Consider the following 14,487-nt stretch of genomic DNA (forward strand, 5'->3'; position numbering starts at 1 on the left):
GGGGATGGTCCGAAGGACCAGAGCCGGATCTCGGGATTCCGGGCCCGCGCTGACCCGCGCCCCGGAATGACGGGGTTTAACTGCCGGCGACGAAGAATGAAGCCAGCCGGGTCTGGATATTATCCGCGATCTCCTGGGCGGCGCGATCCTCGGCGTCGCGGATGGCGCGGGACCGGGCGAAGCGCTGATAGGATCCCGGCATGTCGTAGGAGACGCGGGAGAACGTCGTACCGGTCATGACCGACTTGTTGGTAGCGATCTCGATCAGATTGTATTGCGCGTCGACGCCGTAATTTTCGCTCGAGGGCAGCCCTGTGTTGATGTCGACCATCAGCGACGAGCGGGTGCTGGCGAACCGGATCACCAGCCGGTGGGTGGGCGCCATGCCGGTGGCAGTGCCGTAGAGCTTGAACGCCAGCGCATTACGGATTTCCACGCCAACGCGCGCGTCGCGCGAGGCGTTGGGCTTGTCAATCGGCGGCAGTTCCACGCCCAACAGCTTTTCGCGCAGGGCCGGGGTGCCGTCGGCATGTTCGGCATACATGGGTTGGAAACAGCCGGCCGTAAGCGCCGCCAGGGCGACCACTGCCAACAGCCGGGCGGCGATGCGAAACCTAGCCAACGACATTCACGATCCTCATGGGAACAATGATCACCTTGCGGACGGCCTTGCCACCCAAGGCCTGTCTTACCGCATCAAGCGCCAGAACGGCAGCCTCTATCTCGGGATTTTGCGCACCCCGTGGCACGGTTACATCACCCCGCTTCTTGCCGTTGACCTGGACCACCAGCGTCACCGTATCTTCAACCAGCAAATCGCGTTCGATTTGGGGCCAACCGGCCTCCGAAACCAGCCCGGATTGGCCCAATACGCCCCAGCATTCCTCGGCCAGATGCGGCATCATCGGCGCGAAAAGTTGAACAAGGATCGCCGCGGCCTCGCGGATCGCCCACCCAAGGTCGGGGGAGGGCTGCCCCTCGCGGGCCAGCACCTCGCCCAGGGCATTCGAGAATTCACGGATATAGGCGAGGCAGACGTTAAAATGCAGCTTTTCGATGCCGGTCGTGACCTTGTCCAGCGCTCCGTGCGCGGCCTTGCGCAGCGCCAGCGCATCGGTGCCGAACGAAGCCGGCCGCGCCGCCGGCGCGGACTTGCATATTTCGGCGGATTCGTTGACCAGCCGCCATAGCCGCTGCACGAAGCGCGAGGCGCCTTGCACCCGCTCGTCGCTCCAGATTACGTCGCGGTCGGGCGGGGAGTCTGACAGCATGAACCAGCGCGCGACGTCGGCCCCATAGGTGGCGATGATGTCGTCGGGATCGACCGTGTTGCGTTTCGACTTCGACATCTTCTCGATCGCGCCGATATGGATGTCCTCGCCCGTCGCCATCAGAACCGCGCGTTTGCCGTTGCCGCCGGTCTCGATCCGCACTTCCGCCGGCGTCACATAGGAGCCGTCGGCCTTTTGATAGGTCTCGTGCACCACCATGCCCTGCGTGAACATGCCGGCGAAGGGTTCGTCCATGCCGATATGGCCGGTGGCCTTCATGGCGCGGATGAAGAAGCGGCTGTAGAGCAGATGCAGAATCGCGTGCTCGACGCCGCCGATATACTGGTCGACCGGCATCATCCGGTTCACCACGGCAGGCGTGGTCGGGGCGCTTTCGTTCCAGGGATCGGTGAAGCGCGCGAAGTACCAGGACGAGTCGACAAAGGTGTCCATGGTGTCGGTTTCGCGCTGGGCGTTGCCGCCACATTGCGGGCAGGTGACGTGCTTCCAGGTCGGGTGATGGTCGAGCGCGTTGCCGGGCTTGTCGAAGCTGACGTCCTCCGGCAGCACCACCGGCAGATCCTTGTCGGGCACCGGCACGACATCGCATTTCGGGCAGTGGATCACCGGAATAGGGCAGCCCCAATAGCGCTGGCGCGAAATGCCCCAGTCGCGCAGGCGGAAGTTCACCTGGCGCTCGCCGACCGGCATGTTGCCGCGCAGCTCACCCTCCAAGCGTTTTGCCACCTCTTCCTTCGCTTGCTCGATGGTCATGCCGTCGAGGAAGCGCGAATTGATCATGCGGCCGTCGCCGTCATAGGCGGTGTCGGTGATCACAAACGTCGTGGGGTCCTGGCCCTCGGGGCACACCACAGGAATATTGCCGAGCCCGTATTTGTTGACGAAATCAAGGTCGCGCTGGTCGTGCGCGGGGCAGCCGAAGATCGCGCCGGTGCCGTATTCCATCAGCACGAAGTTTGCCACGTAGACCGGCAATTTCCAGTTCGGATCGAACGGGTGGATCGCGCGGATGCCGGTATCGAAACCCTGCTTCTCGGCGGTGTCGATGATTTCCTGCGCGGTGCCGATGCGCTTGGTCTCGGCGATGAACTCGGCGAGTTTTTGATCCTTTGCAGCGGCAGCCTGCGCCAGCGGATGGTCGGCCGCGATCGCCATGAACTTGGCGCCAAACAAGGTGTCGGGCCGCGTGGTAAAAATCTTCAGTTCGGTTTCGCCGGCCGGCGTGGTCGAGGGATCGAGCGCGAAACGGACCAAGAGGCCCTCGGATCGCCCGATCCAGTTGCGCTGCATCAGCCGCACCTTGTCGGGCCAGCGATCCAGCGTGTCGAGCGCGTCGAGCAATTCCTGCGAATACTTCGTAATCTTGAAGACCCACTGGTTCATCTCGCGCTGCTCGACGACCGCGCCGGAACGCCAGCCGCGTCCGTCGATCACCTGCTCGTTGGCGAGCACGGTCATGTCGACCGGGTCCCAGTTGATCTTGCGCTTCTCGCGCTCGGCCAGGCCTTCGCGCAGAAAATCCAGGAACATCTTCTGCTGATGCTTGTAGTAAGCGGGATCGCAGGTCGCGAATTCGCGTGACCAGTCGAGCGACAGCCCGATCGAGCGCAGCTGTTTCTTCATCGCGGCGATGTTGTCGTAGGTCCACGCCTTGGGCGCCACCTTGCGCTCGATGGCGGCGTTCTCGGCCGGCAGCCCGAACGCGTCCCAGCCCATCGGGTGCAGCACGTTGAACCCCTTGGCGCGCATGAACCGCGCCAGCACGTCGCCCAGCGTGTAGTTGCGGACATGCCCGATATGGATGCGCCCGGAGGGGTAGGGGAACATCTCGAGCACGTAATATTTCGGCCGCGGATCGTCGTTTTTGGCGGCGAAGATCGTCTTTTCGTCCCACTGGCGCTGCCAGCGCGGCTCGGATTCACGGGCGTTGTAGCGTTCGGAGGTCATGGATTCGCTAGGCTTTTCAGGGATTCGGAGCCATCTAGGGGACGGCGGACTAGGCCATAAAAGACCGCGATGGGTCAATGGCTTGGGGGCCGGCGATACCGCCGTTTGCGGGATGTGGAAATTCGGAAAATCAACATTCGATCGTTGCGAAAAAGCGGCGATCCCCGGCCCCTCGCCAGTCGGAACATTTCGCTCGATCGGATTGAGGCAGGCTTAACCCTTCCGTGAGACGATGTGTCGGGCGAACCGCAACAGCAGACGCGAGATCATTTCAGATCGTGACCGGGGACGCGTTCGACGAGCTTGATTTTGAATACGCTACGGCTTTCGCGGAAAAAGCCGTGCGCGCGATGTCGCAATATCGCGTACCGCCGACGCCGAACAATTTTCACACCTGGTTCAAATATTCCCTCGGCGTCTCGCCCGATCTCAAGCGGGCCATCGACATTCTGATCGGCAACAAGCGAAAGTTCGACGCCGCTACCAATCGTGACTTGTTCGCCATGTATGTCCGGGCCGACACCGGCGACGACAGTGACGTCAACAATTTTTCACAGCAGCTGCATTCGGTCATGGCCTCCGCCAAGCAGTATCTGAACGTGGCCATCGCCGATAACCGGTCGCAAATGATGGCGATCGGCGATATCGCCGAGCGAAGCGAAGCCGGGGTCGATCCGGCACCGCTGGTCGAAAATCTGCTGAACGAGCTGGCCAAGGCCGTCAACCGGGCAGCGAAGCTGGAGGCTCGCTTCGCCGAGTCGACGCGGGAACTGGACGCGATCCGCGACTCCTTGAGCAAATCGGAGGAACGCGCCAAGACCGACACGCTCACCGGCCTGCCAAACCGCCGCGCGCTCGAGGAATTTTTCCGCAAGGCCCAGATCGCGGCGATGGAAAAAGGCGAGCCGCTCAGCGTCCTTTTGATCGACATCGATCATTTCAAGAAGTTCAACGACAGTTTTGGGCACGGGGTCGGCGACCAGGTGCTTCGGTTGATGGCCAGCGTGCTGCGGGAACGGCTGCGGGAATCCGATCTGCCCGCCCGGTACGGCGGGGAAGAACTGATCGCCGTGCTTCCGGGCGCAGACCTTGCCACCTGTGCGGCGGTCGCCGAGCGGATACGCCGCCTGATCTCGGAGTGTCGTATCACCCGCCGCTCGACCCAGGAGCTGCTTCCCAGCATCACGGTGTCGATTGGCGTCGGACAATTTCAGTTCGGCGAGTCGATGGCGGATCTAATTGAGCGATGCGATCGCGCGCTCTATCTGGCCAAGCGAAACGGCCGGAACCGGGTCGTGACCGAGGCCGAGCTTGATCGCGAAATGGCTGCGAGCTGAGGCTCTTTCGGACGACAAGAAAAAAGAAGCGTCAAAAGTCAAAACGAGAGAGTCTAGCTCGCCATAGCGACCGCGCCGTCGGTGCCTCGCCCAAAACCGTGTTCGACCACGGCGTTGCGGCCGCGGTGTTTGGCGGCATAGAGGGCAGCATCGGCGGCCTCGATCAGGTCGCCCGGCTGCTGCTCGGCATTTGGCCTGGTGCAGGCGACGCCGACACTGACGGTGACTTTCTGGTAGCTCGAGGTCGCGTGCGGCATCGCCAGGGCTTCGACCGATATACGGACCGTTTCGCCGATCTCCACCGCCCGCTTCGCCTCGGTGTTCGGCAGCAACAGACAAAATTCCTCGCCACCATAGCGCCCGGCAAAGCCTATGGTCTCGGCGGCAATTCCGGCCAGCGCTTCGCCGAGCCTGGAGAGGCAGGCGTCGCCTTCGGGATGGCCGTAGGTATCGTTGAACAGCTTGAAGTGATCGACATCGATCATCAGAAGCGACAATTCGCTGTTGTATTGCTGGGCCTTCATCCATTCGAAATCGAGCCGGCTCTGGAACCCGCGGCGGTTGGCGAGTCCGGACAGCATGTCGATCGAGGCGATCACGGTCAGCCGGTCGTTGGTCGCGACCAGCTCGCGCTCGCGCTCGCAAAGCTGCGCCGCCATCGCGTTGAAGGCGCGGGCCAGCGGAACGAATTCCGCCGGCAGCGATTTAGGCGCCGCGCGCACCGACCAGTCGCCCTGGCCGAAGCATTTCGCCACCGACGTGATCATCTCGATCGGCCCGATGATGAGTTTCTCGGCCGCGATCAGGGCGCCGAGCAGCACGAACAGGCTGACGAAGCCGAGCTGCAGATAGGCGGTGCGGATGTCGCGGTTGATGGCGGCCGATACCCTGGCTTCATCGATGCTGATGATCAGCCGCGATTCCGTGCCGGCGATGCGCGCATAACTGAGCGCGCGCCTCGATCCATCGGCGGCGACGAACGACAGCGTTCCCTGCGGCGCCTCCGAACCCATCGCCTCTTCGGCGATGGCCGACAGCAGCGGTATCGTATCCAGCGAATGACCGATCATGCTGGCCTCGTCCGCCGGCGCCGCCAGCACGGTCCCCGAGCCGTCGACCAGCACCGCCGAAATGCCGGGCCGGCCGCCGAGATTGCTCATGATCTTCGACATCCAGTCGAGATTGACGCCGGCGAGAATGACGGAATCCGACTCGTCGCTGATAGCCGATACCGGATAGGCCGCCATCACCACCGGCTTGTTGGTGATCCTGGCGAACAAATAGTCGCTGAAGACGATCTCGCGGGTTTCGCGCGCCTTCTTGAAATAGGGCCGATCATGGACGTCGAGCCCGACAAAGACGTTGTTGGTCGAGCATTGCACGCGGCCGTCACCTCCCACAATCAGCAGCGTGCGGATCCATGGCAGATTGGTCGGCAGGCTGGCGCGCAGGATTTCGCAACTGCGGCCGATGCCGCCCGCCGAGGCACGAATATAGGCGGCCGATTTCAATACCGTTTCGACCGACGAGATGACTTCCTGCTGGGCGTCGGCGCTGTGTTGCGCAAGGCTCGCAAATTCGGCGGTGGCGGCGGCGACTTGCTTGCTGCGGGCGTCCTCGAGCGATCGCACGCGTTCCAGCATCAAGGGCGCCACCAGGATCAGAGCCAGCAACGCGAGCCGCGCGCGGATTCCCAGAAGCTGTTTGAGCCTCACTCTGTTCCGGTTGAAACTGACGCGTGACATTTTTGGTCCCCAACCCCACATTTGAGGGTAAAGGGAATGGTTCAAAAAGACTTTCCCGGATTCGCTAAAATTCGAAAGACCCCGTAGATTTACCACCGGTCGACGAGCATGGCACCGCAAGACACTTCGCTGATAACCCCGCATTCACCAAATGGACTTGCCAATGTGGAGCAGGAGATCGCGCGCGCCTGCAAGGAAGCGCGCCGCGACCGTGCGTCGGTGACGCTGATCGCGGTGTCGAAGACGTTCGCCGCCGATGCGATTATCCCTGTAATCGAGGCCGGGCAGCGCGTTTTCGGGGAGAATCGCGTGCAGGAAGCCAAGGCCAAATGGCCAGGGTTAATGTCGTCTTACCAGGGCGTCGCCCTGCATCTGATCGGCCCGTTGCAATCCAACAAGGCAAAGGAAGCCGTGGCGCTGTTCGACGCCATCCATTCGGTCGACCGTCCCAGTATTTGCGAAGCGTTAGCCAAGGAAATCGAAACCCAGAAACGCCGGCCGCAATTATTCGTCCAGCTCAACACAGGCGAGGAGCCGCAGAAGGCCGGCGTCGCACCGGGCGAGGCCGATGCGTTTATCGCCAGCTGCCGCGATCGATATGGCCTGGCAATCTCCGGCCTGATGTGCATTCCGCCGGTCAGCGACGCACCCGCCCCGCATTTCGCGTTGACCGCAAAGATCGCCGCGCGCAACGGCCTGACTGGTCTGTCGATGGGCATGAGCGCCGATTTTGTCACCGCGATTCAGTTCGGGGCGACGCATGTGCGCGTGGGATCGGCGATCTTCGGGCACCGATAGCGCAAGGCCCTCGCCGTCGTCCTGAGGAGCGCGAAGCGCGTCTCGAAGGATGAGCCGCACATACCCCTGCCCTTCATCCTTCGAGGCTCCCTCAACGGCGCGATGCACCGTTGAACTCGCACCTCAGGATGACCCGCTCGGGTTTTACGCGAACCTGACCGAGACCTTTCCAAGCGAACCGAAATCGGCCTCGCAGACATCGCCTGATCGAATCGGCAGCGGCGGGTGGCAGGTGCCGGTGGTCACCACCTCGCCGGCCCGGAGCGTCGATCCGAGCTGCCGCAATTCGTTGGCGAGCCACGTCAGTGCGAGCCTGGGATCGCCGAGCACGTTCTTGCCGTGACCGATGAATTGCTGACCCCGCATCGTGATCACCGGCCTTTCGTCGACGAGGTCGAGTGCGCGCCAGTTCGCAACGGTCGGCGCGCCCAGCACGAACAAATGCGCGCAGGCATTGTCCGCGATGATCTGCTCGGTGCCGGCGCTGACGAAATCGGCGAACCGCGAATCCGGAATCTCGATCGCCGGATGCAGCGTGCCGACCGCGTCGAGCACCTCGCGCACGGCGTAGGGCTGCGACTGCGGCGGCAAGTCGGCAGCCATGCGAAAGGCAAATTCCGGCTCGGCGACGCGCATTTCATTTCCCGCCATCGAAGCGTTGCCGCCATCGGCAATCACGGTTTCGGACAGGATGCGTCCGGCCATCGGGCCGTCGACATTGATGTGCTTTTGCCCGGCCTCGCTGGTGGCTGCGATTTTCCAGCCGAACAGTTTCGCGTTCGAATAAATCTCGATCTTCTCCTGGATGGCATAGGCCTCGGCTCGGCTGCGCGGACGCAGCCGTGGTTCGAGGCCTGCGAACTTGGTGCCGGCGCGCCAATGATCGTGCAATGTCCGTGACGCTGCCGCTATCTGGTCTTCGTCGAGCATGGTTCTTGATACCCCTGAACGTAGCCCGGATTACGCTTCGCGTGCGCGGGGATGCAATACGGCAATCTCAGCCGATTACAATTTTCGTATTGGGTCCCAGCCGCGCCAACAGCCGCAGCATGGCCGATTTTGTCATCGAAACGCAGCCCGCGGTAGGCCCGAAATTTCCGCGTGCCAGATGCAGGAATACCGCGCTGCCGCGGCCTGCGATGCGCGGCGAGCGGTTGTGATCGATCTCGATGATAAAATCATAGAGGTGGTCGTCACGCCGGAGGCGGTCGCCGTCTTGGGCCCGATCCAGCCGGATGGGCTGGTTGTAATGGCGGCTTGCGGGGTCTTCGCACCAGGCGTCGTCAGCCGCGATCGTGCGAATCGGCAAGAAAGTCCGCGGCCGGGGGTGGCGGTCGGCGCGCCACCACAATTGCCGTGGCCTGAAGGTGCCTCGCGGGGTGCCGCCGTCGCCTTCGCGCTTGTTTGCCTTGATTCCACCGCGCCCCAAGGCAACCGGCACGCTCAAATCCCTCGCTCTGAGCCAGCCCCGGCGCGGGTCGCCGGCCGCGGAGCGAATCCAGATCGCGGAAAGCGGCAAGTCGCCCCGGGTTGATCGATAAGCGTTTGAAATGACTATATTTCCTCTAAGATTATCCACCATCCGGATTGTCTGTTCGCCCGCAATGCCCTATTTCATCCCCATTACAGGACATTCATCCAAATGGCACCGAGTTCTGGGCTAGACTGTGCTTCGGCTTGTGAATCTGTAACAGCCTCCTACCTCAATACGAATAAGACCTGACGAACCCTGAATCTACCAACCAAGACCAAGGCTCAAGGCGCGCTTTCTGCTTGCCCCGCAGCCCCCAGAGGATTGTACGCATGGCCAATGCCCGCAAGATCCTGATCGTGGATGACGATACCGATCTGCGTGATACGCTGGTGGAGCAATTATCGCTGCACGACGAGTTCGAAGCCTCCGCAGTGGATACCGGCGCCAAGGGCGCCAGCGCGGCCAAGGCCAATGCGCCGGATCTCGTGTTGATGGACGTCGGGCTGCCGGATACCGACGGGCGCGAGGTCGTGCGCTCCCTGCGCAAGGGCGGCTTCAAGGCGCCTATCATCATGCTCACCGGGCACGATACCGATTCGGACACCATTCTCGGCCTCGAATCAGGGGCCAACGACTACGTGGCGAAGCCGTTTCGGTTTGCGGTGCTGCTGGCACGGATCCGGGCGCAGCTCCGCCAGCATGAGGCCAGCGAGGACGCGGTATTTTCCGTCGGTCCCTACAGTTTCCGGCCCGGCTCCAAGATGTTGACCGGCGCCAACGCCCGGAAGGTGCGGCTGACGGAAAAGGAGACCGCGATCCTGCGTTTCCTGTACCGAGCCGGCCAGTTGCCGGTGTCGCGCGAGACGCTGTTGCAGGAGGTCTGGGGCTATAATTCCGGTGTCACCACCCACACGCTGGAAACCCATATCTACCGGCTGCGCCAGAAGATCGAAAAAGATGCAGCCAATCCCGAGATCCTGGTGACGGAGGCCGGTGGCTACAAGCTGGTGCCGTGATACGATTCGGACCGTGATGCGAATCGGGCGGTGATTCGTATCCATCGGCTTAATTGCGCGCCCCGATCACCGGTCCTCTATGTCGATCGAAGATGATGTTGCCCTGCTCGAGCGAGTCCCAACCCTGCGCCTGTTGGGAGCGGGTTCCTTGCGCATGCTCGCGATCGGCTCCGAGCAGCGCGGTTTCGCTCGCGGCGATGTGCTGTTCAACGTAGGCGATGAGGCCGACGCGGGCTTCGTCGTTCAGCGCGGCGCGTTCCGGATCGAGGACGGCGCCGGCGCCGAAATGATCGCAGGTCCGGGCGCTCTGATCGGCGAGCTCGCGCTGATCACTGCGATGGCGCGCCCCGCCTCCGCGACGGCGATCGAACATTCCGCGGTGATCAGGATCGCGCGAAGCCTGTTTCAGCGCGTGCTGGAGAGCGATCCGGCCGCGGCACGCCGGCTGCGCGACGAATTCGCTTCCCGTACCAGCCAGATCGCCAGCGATATTCTGATGGCGGGCGCGAAGCTGAGTATCTAGCGCCACCGGCTCTACAGGGCGTGGGAATAGAGTTCGAAGGACTCACACCTCCAGCGTCACCGTTACCGGCACATGGTCGGACGGCCGCTCCCAGCCACGCGCATCGCGCGTGATCCGGAAATCGCTGACGCCATCCTTCAATGCGCGCGAGACCCAGATGTGATCGAGCCTTCGGCCGCGATCGCCCACCGTCCAGTCCGCGGCGCGGTAGCTCCACCAGGTGTAGACCTTTTCCGACAGCGGAATGCGCTCGCGCGCGACGTCGAACCATTCGCCATGCGCCTGCGCTGCCAACAGCTTCTCGCATTCGATCGGGGTATGCGACACCACCTTCAGTAGCTGCTTGTGCGACCACACGTCGTTGTCGTGCGGCGCGACATTGAGATCGCCGACCAGGATATGGCGGTCGTCGCCGCGCGGATGCAACGGCTCGCAGGCCTTCATCTCGTCGAGAAACTGCAGCTTGTGCTCGAATTTCGGGTTGAGCGCGGGATCGGGAATATCGCCGCCGGCCGGAACGTAGAAATTATGCACGACCAGGGGTTTCGACAGTTGCGCCTTTTCGCCGAAGGCGACCGTGATGTGCCGCGAATCGATCTTGTCGCAGAAGGTGCGGATATCCGTGGTCTCGAACGGCAGCTTCGAAACCACGGCGACACCGTGATAGCCCTTCTGCCCGTTCAGCGCGACGTGCTCATAGCCCAAGCGCTTGAAGCGCTTCAGCGGGAAAGCGTCATCGATGCATTTGGTTTCCTGCAGGCACAGCACGTCCGGCCGCACCGCCTTGAGGAATTTGGCGACGAGGTCGATGCGCAACCGCACCGAATTGATATTCCAGGTTGTCAGAGAGAAGCGCATGGCGTCCGGCTGGGCAGGAAAACGTGCGATTGAAGACGCACGTCTCTGCCCGGCAATCAAGAATGATTTTCAGCCGGGCGGCGTTCCGTAGTTGGTAAAGTCGATCTTGAACAGGCTGGGATCGGGTTTCCTCGAGGAGTCCAGATTGTAGATCGCGACCGTGGTGTCATAGCCCTGCGGATCGGTCACCGTCCACTGCTTGAGCTGGCCGTCCTTGGCGCCGACCATCAGCATCAGTCGGCTGGTGCCGATCAGCGCCTGCTTCTCCTCGATGGTGACGCTGACGAAGAGGTCATCGGACGTCACGCTGACGACGTTGGTGTCCTTCATGAGGTCGATGCGATCCGACAACAGATAGCGCAGCGGCGTCTGCGATAGCGGATAGATGTCCTGGGTCGCGAGCTTGCGATCGCGCACCGCCACCGCCGATCCGTCGGCGATGATGTCGATCGGACTCGGATCGTCATACTCGAAGCGCACTTTGCCGGGCTTCTGGATGTAGAAGTCGCCCTTGGTCTTGCTGCCGTCGGGACCTACTTGCACAAAATTTCCGGCCAGTGTCTGCAGCGACGACAAATAGGCGCTCACCTTGGCGGCCTGGGCCTTCTGGCCGGCATCGAAGCTCGCAAAAATGCTGGCAGGAATATTCCGCCGCGGATCCGGAATCACCGGGTCCGGCGGCGTCGCCGAAGTCGCACCGGTCGTGACCGGCGCTTTCTGCTGTTCCGATGCACCCATCTGTACGCGGTCGCGTGCCTTCGGCGCGGGCTTTGGTATCGGGAGGTTCTGCGCGGAAGCGGATGGTGCGACGGCAACGCAGACCACGGATGCCGTAATCAGCAATATCAGCCCATGGCGCATGCCGCCCCCGGCGGTTGGCCGGGCCCTTCGAAGTTTTGGATTTCCAGGAAGTTTTGGATTTCTATTCAACGCGGGATCCTGTCGGGCTATCGCCTATTTTATCGTGATTTCGACTAAAGGAGATAACGTTTTTCCGTGAAAATTAAATTCCAATCTCGCAAAATCCTTCGGCCGGGTGCTTCCACTCAAAAGCCGCTTTCTTCCTCCTCGACCAGAATCTCGCGTTTTCCGGCGTGATTCGCCTGGCCGACGATGCCCTCGAGTTCCATACGCTCCATCAGCGAGGCTGCGCGGTTATATCCGATCTGCAGCCGGCGCTGGATGTAACTGGTGGAGGCCTTGCGGTCGCGCTTGACGATCGCCACCGCCTGCGAGAACAGGTCGCCGCCGCCATCGCTGCCCATGCTGGTGGAGTCGAACACCGCACCGTCTTCGTCGGTGGGCTCTTCCGCGGTGACCGCTTCGAGATATTCCGGCTGACCCTGCGTCTTGAGGTGACGCACCACCTTCTCAACCTCTTCGTCCGAGACGAAGGGCCCGTGCACGCGGCTGATGCGGCCGCCGCCGGCCATATAGAGCATGTCGCCCTGTCCGAGCAGCTGTTCGGCGCCCATCTCGCCGAGGATGGTGCGGCTATCGATTTTCGAAGTGACCTGGAATGAGATGCGGGTCGGGAAGTTCGCCTTGATGGTGCCGGTAATGACGTCGACTGAGGGGCGCTGCGTGGCGAGAACCACGTGCAGGCCGGCGGCGCGCGCCATTTGCGCCAGGCGCTGCACCGCGCCTTCGATGTCCTTGCCGGCGACCATCATAAGGTCGGCCATTTCGTCGACGATGATGACGATATAGGGCAGCGGGTCGAGATCGAGCTTCTCGTCCTCGTAGATCGCCTTGCCGGTCTCCTTGTCGAAGCCGGTATGCACCGTGCGCGTCAGTTCCTCGCCCTTGGATTTGGCTTCCAGCAGGCGAGCGTTGTAGCCGTCGATGTTGCGCACGCCGAGCTTCGACATCCTCTTGTAGCGCTCTTCCATCTCGCGCACCGCCCATTTCAGTGCGACCACGGCCTTTTTCGGGTCGGTCACGACCGGCGTCAGCAAATGCGGAATGCCGTCATAGACGGAGAGCTCAAGCATCTTGGGATCGACCATGATCAGGCGGCACTGATCCGGACGCAGCCGGTACAGCAGGCTAAGGATCATGGTGTTGATGGCGACCGATTTGCCGGAGCCGGTGGTGCCCGCGATCAGCAGATGCGGCATGCGCGCCAGGTCGACGATGATGGAATCGCCGCCGATATTCTTGCCGAGACATAGCGGAAGCTTCGCGACCGTTTCCGCATAGTCCTTGATCGCCAGCAATTCGCGCAAATAGACCTTCTCGCGATGCGGATTCGGCAGTTCGATGCCGATAGCGTTGCGGCCGGGAACCACCGCGACGCGCGCCGAGAGCGCGCTCATTGATCGCGCGATGTCGTCGGAAAGCCCGATCACCCGCGACGATTTGATGCCGGGCGCGGGCTCGAGTTCGTACAGCGTCACCACCGGACCCGGATGAGCCTTGACGATTTCGCCGCGGACGCCGAAATCGCCGAGCACGCCTTCCAGCGCGCGCGAATTGGATTCCAGCTCCGACTTGCTGAGCGGCTGGCGGTCGGAGGCCCTCGGCGCGGTCAGCACGGAAACCGGCGGCAGTTCGAACCGGTCGGAGGATTTGCGCGACGGCGCACGGGCCGCGGCCTTCTTGCGCGGAGCGCGGGCGGCGGGCGCCCCCTCTTCCTCGTCGTCTTCCTCGTCGTCGAGTTCTTCTTCCGCCCGCGGGGCCAATGATGGCGCCGTGCGGCCGAGGCTGGGCTCCTGGCGTTCGAACGAGAGCGGGCGTGGCGTCGCCGCGCTTGAGACCAGCGAGCCATAAGCCAGCGTCAACAACCGCCACAGCCGCGCCTTCGCGCTCATCGCGGCGTGAAACGCCCATCCCAGCGACACCGAACCGGCGTCTTCGTCTTCCTCGAACGGCGTTTCATCGTCCTCGATCGAGGTCAAATCGTCCTCCTGCGGGCGCGAGCCCATGCCGCTCGCGAACAAGAATGCCGCGACGCAGGCCGCGAACAGGATAGTCCCGAGCACCAGCCGATAGAGCAGACCGGGCGGGCCGAACACCACCGCCGGCGCGCGTACCAGCGCGTCGCCAACGACGCCGCCGAGTCCGGTCGGCAGCGGCCACGCGCCGCCATGCGGCCAGCAGCTGGCAAAACCCGCAGCGATCGCCGCGCACAGGATCCAGCAACCGATTCGCAGCGCCTCGCGGTCGAAGCCGCGATGGGTCAACATCCGCCAGCCCCATATGGCGACCGGCAGGATCAGCATGATCGCGCCCAAACCCATAATCTGCATCAGGAGATCGGCGGCGATTGCGCCTGGATAACCGAGGACGTTGCGGATGGCGCGCGACGTCGCATGGCTGAGGCTCGGGTCCTGCACCGACCAGGTCATCAGCGCTGCCGCCGCCAAGCCCGAGAGTCCGATCAGGCCGAGGCCTGCGAGTTCGCGCAGGCGCCGCGTCAGGGCCTCGCGGATCACGGCCGGCAACTGGCCGACCAGGGGAATGACACGTTCGATCGCCGGCATGCTCATGGGCCT

At 62.8% G+C, this 14,487-nt stretch carries 12 protein-coding genes; 4 read left to right on the plus strand and 8 right to left on the minus strand.

All coding sequences use genetic code 11. The features are described 5' to 3' along the window. Nucleotides 1-76 precede the first annotated feature (76 nt). Together lptE and leuS are read right to left on the minus strand one after the other, a co-directional pair. A complete protein-coding gene (gene lptE, locus B5525_RS09905; protein ID WP_079565845.1) occupies nt 77-628 on the minus strand; it encodes an LPS assembly lipoprotein LptE in 552 nt (183 codons plus the stop codon). Continuing rightward, nucleotides 615-3,239 (minus strand): leucine--tRNA ligase, encoded by a 2,625-nt coding sequence (leuS, locus tag B5525_RS09910; RefSeq protein WP_079565846.1) that lies wholly within the window; start codon nt 3,237-3,239, stop codon nt 615-617. The genes lptE and leuS overlap by 14 nt, the downstream gene beginning before the upstream one ends. A gap of 350 nt (nt 3,240-3,589) precedes the next feature. Here leuS and B5525_RS09915 point away from each other — a divergent pair, with 350 nt between their 5' ends. After that, nucleotides 3,590-4,576, plus strand: a complete 987-nt coding sequence (locus tag B5525_RS09915; protein WP_079573154.1) for a GGDEF domain-containing protein — start codon at nt 3,590-3,592, stop codon at nt 4,574-4,576. 53 nt (nt 4,577-4,629) lie between these two features. Here the strand turns inward: B5525_RS09915 and B5525_RS09920 are convergent, their stop codons facing one another. After that, nucleotides 4,630-6,321, minus strand: coding sequence for a diguanylate cyclase domain-containing protein (locus B5525_RS09920; RefSeq protein WP_079565847.1), 1,692 nt, complete (start codon nt 6,319-6,321; stop codon nt 4,630-4,632). Between the two features lie 108 nt (nt 6,322-6,429). Between B5525_RS09920 and B5525_RS09925 the strand changes: the two genes are divergently transcribed. Then, complete coding sequence (locus tag B5525_RS09925) at nt 6,430-7,119, plus strand: YggS family pyridoxal phosphate-dependent enzyme (RefSeq protein WP_079565848.1); 690 nt, start codon at nt 6,430-6,432, stop codon at nt 7,117-7,119. A gap of 144 nt (nt 7,120-7,263) precedes the next feature. Here the strand turns inward: B5525_RS09925 and B5525_RS09930 are convergent, their stop codons facing one another. Both B5525_RS09930 and B5525_RS09935 read right to left on the minus strand, forming a co-directional pair. Continuing rightward, nucleotides 7,264-8,049, minus strand: coding sequence for a 2-keto-4-pentenoate hydratase (locus B5525_RS09930; protein ID WP_079565849.1), 786 nt, complete (start codon nt 8,047-8,049; stop codon nt 7,264-7,266). 67 nt (nt 8,050-8,116) lie between these two features. Further along, a complete protein-coding gene (locus B5525_RS09935; RefSeq protein ID WP_079565850.1) occupies nt 8,117-8,701 on the minus strand; it encodes a L,D-transpeptidase family protein in 585 nt (194 codons plus the stop codon). 221 nt (nt 8,702-8,922) lie between these two features. On the opposite strand from B5525_RS09935, the gene B5525_RS09940 reads away from it, so the two are divergent. Both B5525_RS09940 and B5525_RS09945 read left to right on the plus strand, forming a co-directional pair. Then, on the plus strand, nt 8,923-9,609 hold the full coding sequence (locus B5525_RS09940) for a response regulator transcription factor (protein ID WP_024514994.1): 687 nt from the start codon (nt 8,923-8,925) through the stop codon (nt 9,607-9,609). Between the two features lie 79 nt (nt 9,610-9,688). Further along, on the plus strand, nt 9,689-10,132 hold the full coding sequence (locus B5525_RS09945) for a cyclic nucleotide-binding domain-containing protein (RefSeq protein WP_079565851.1): 444 nt from the start codon (nt 9,689-9,691) through the stop codon (nt 10,130-10,132). 42 nt (nt 10,133-10,174) lie between these two features. Here the strand turns inward: B5525_RS09945 and B5525_RS09950 are convergent, their stop codons facing one another. The 3 genes from B5525_RS09950 to B5525_RS09960 all read right to left on the minus strand — a co-directional run bounded on the left by B5525_RS09950 (nt 10,175) and on the right by B5525_RS09960 (nt 14,481). Further along, nucleotides 10,175-10,990: an exodeoxyribonuclease III gene (locus tag B5525_RS09950; RefSeq protein WP_079565852.1), complete on the minus strand. Its 816-nt coding sequence runs from the start codon at nt 10,988-10,990 to the stop codon at nt 10,175-10,177. Between the two features lie 69 nt (nt 10,991-11,059). Next, complete coding sequence (locus B5525_RS09955) at nt 11,060-11,851, minus strand: outer membrane lipoprotein carrier protein LolA (RefSeq protein ID WP_079565853.1); 792 nt, start codon at nt 11,849-11,851, stop codon at nt 11,060-11,062. Between the two features lie 185 nt (nt 11,852-12,036). Then, nucleotides 12,037-14,481: a DNA translocase FtsK gene (locus B5525_RS09960; protein WP_079565854.1), complete on the minus strand. Its 2,445-nt coding sequence runs from the start codon at nt 14,479-14,481 to the stop codon at nt 12,037-12,039. Nucleotides 14,482-14,487: the final 6 nt, after the last annotated feature.

The sequence above is a fragment of the Bradyrhizobium erythrophlei genome (assembly GCF_900129505.1).
Classification (GTDB): domain Bacteria; phylum Pseudomonadota; class Alphaproteobacteria; order Rhizobiales; family Xanthobacteraceae; genus Bradyrhizobium; species Bradyrhizobium erythrophlei_D.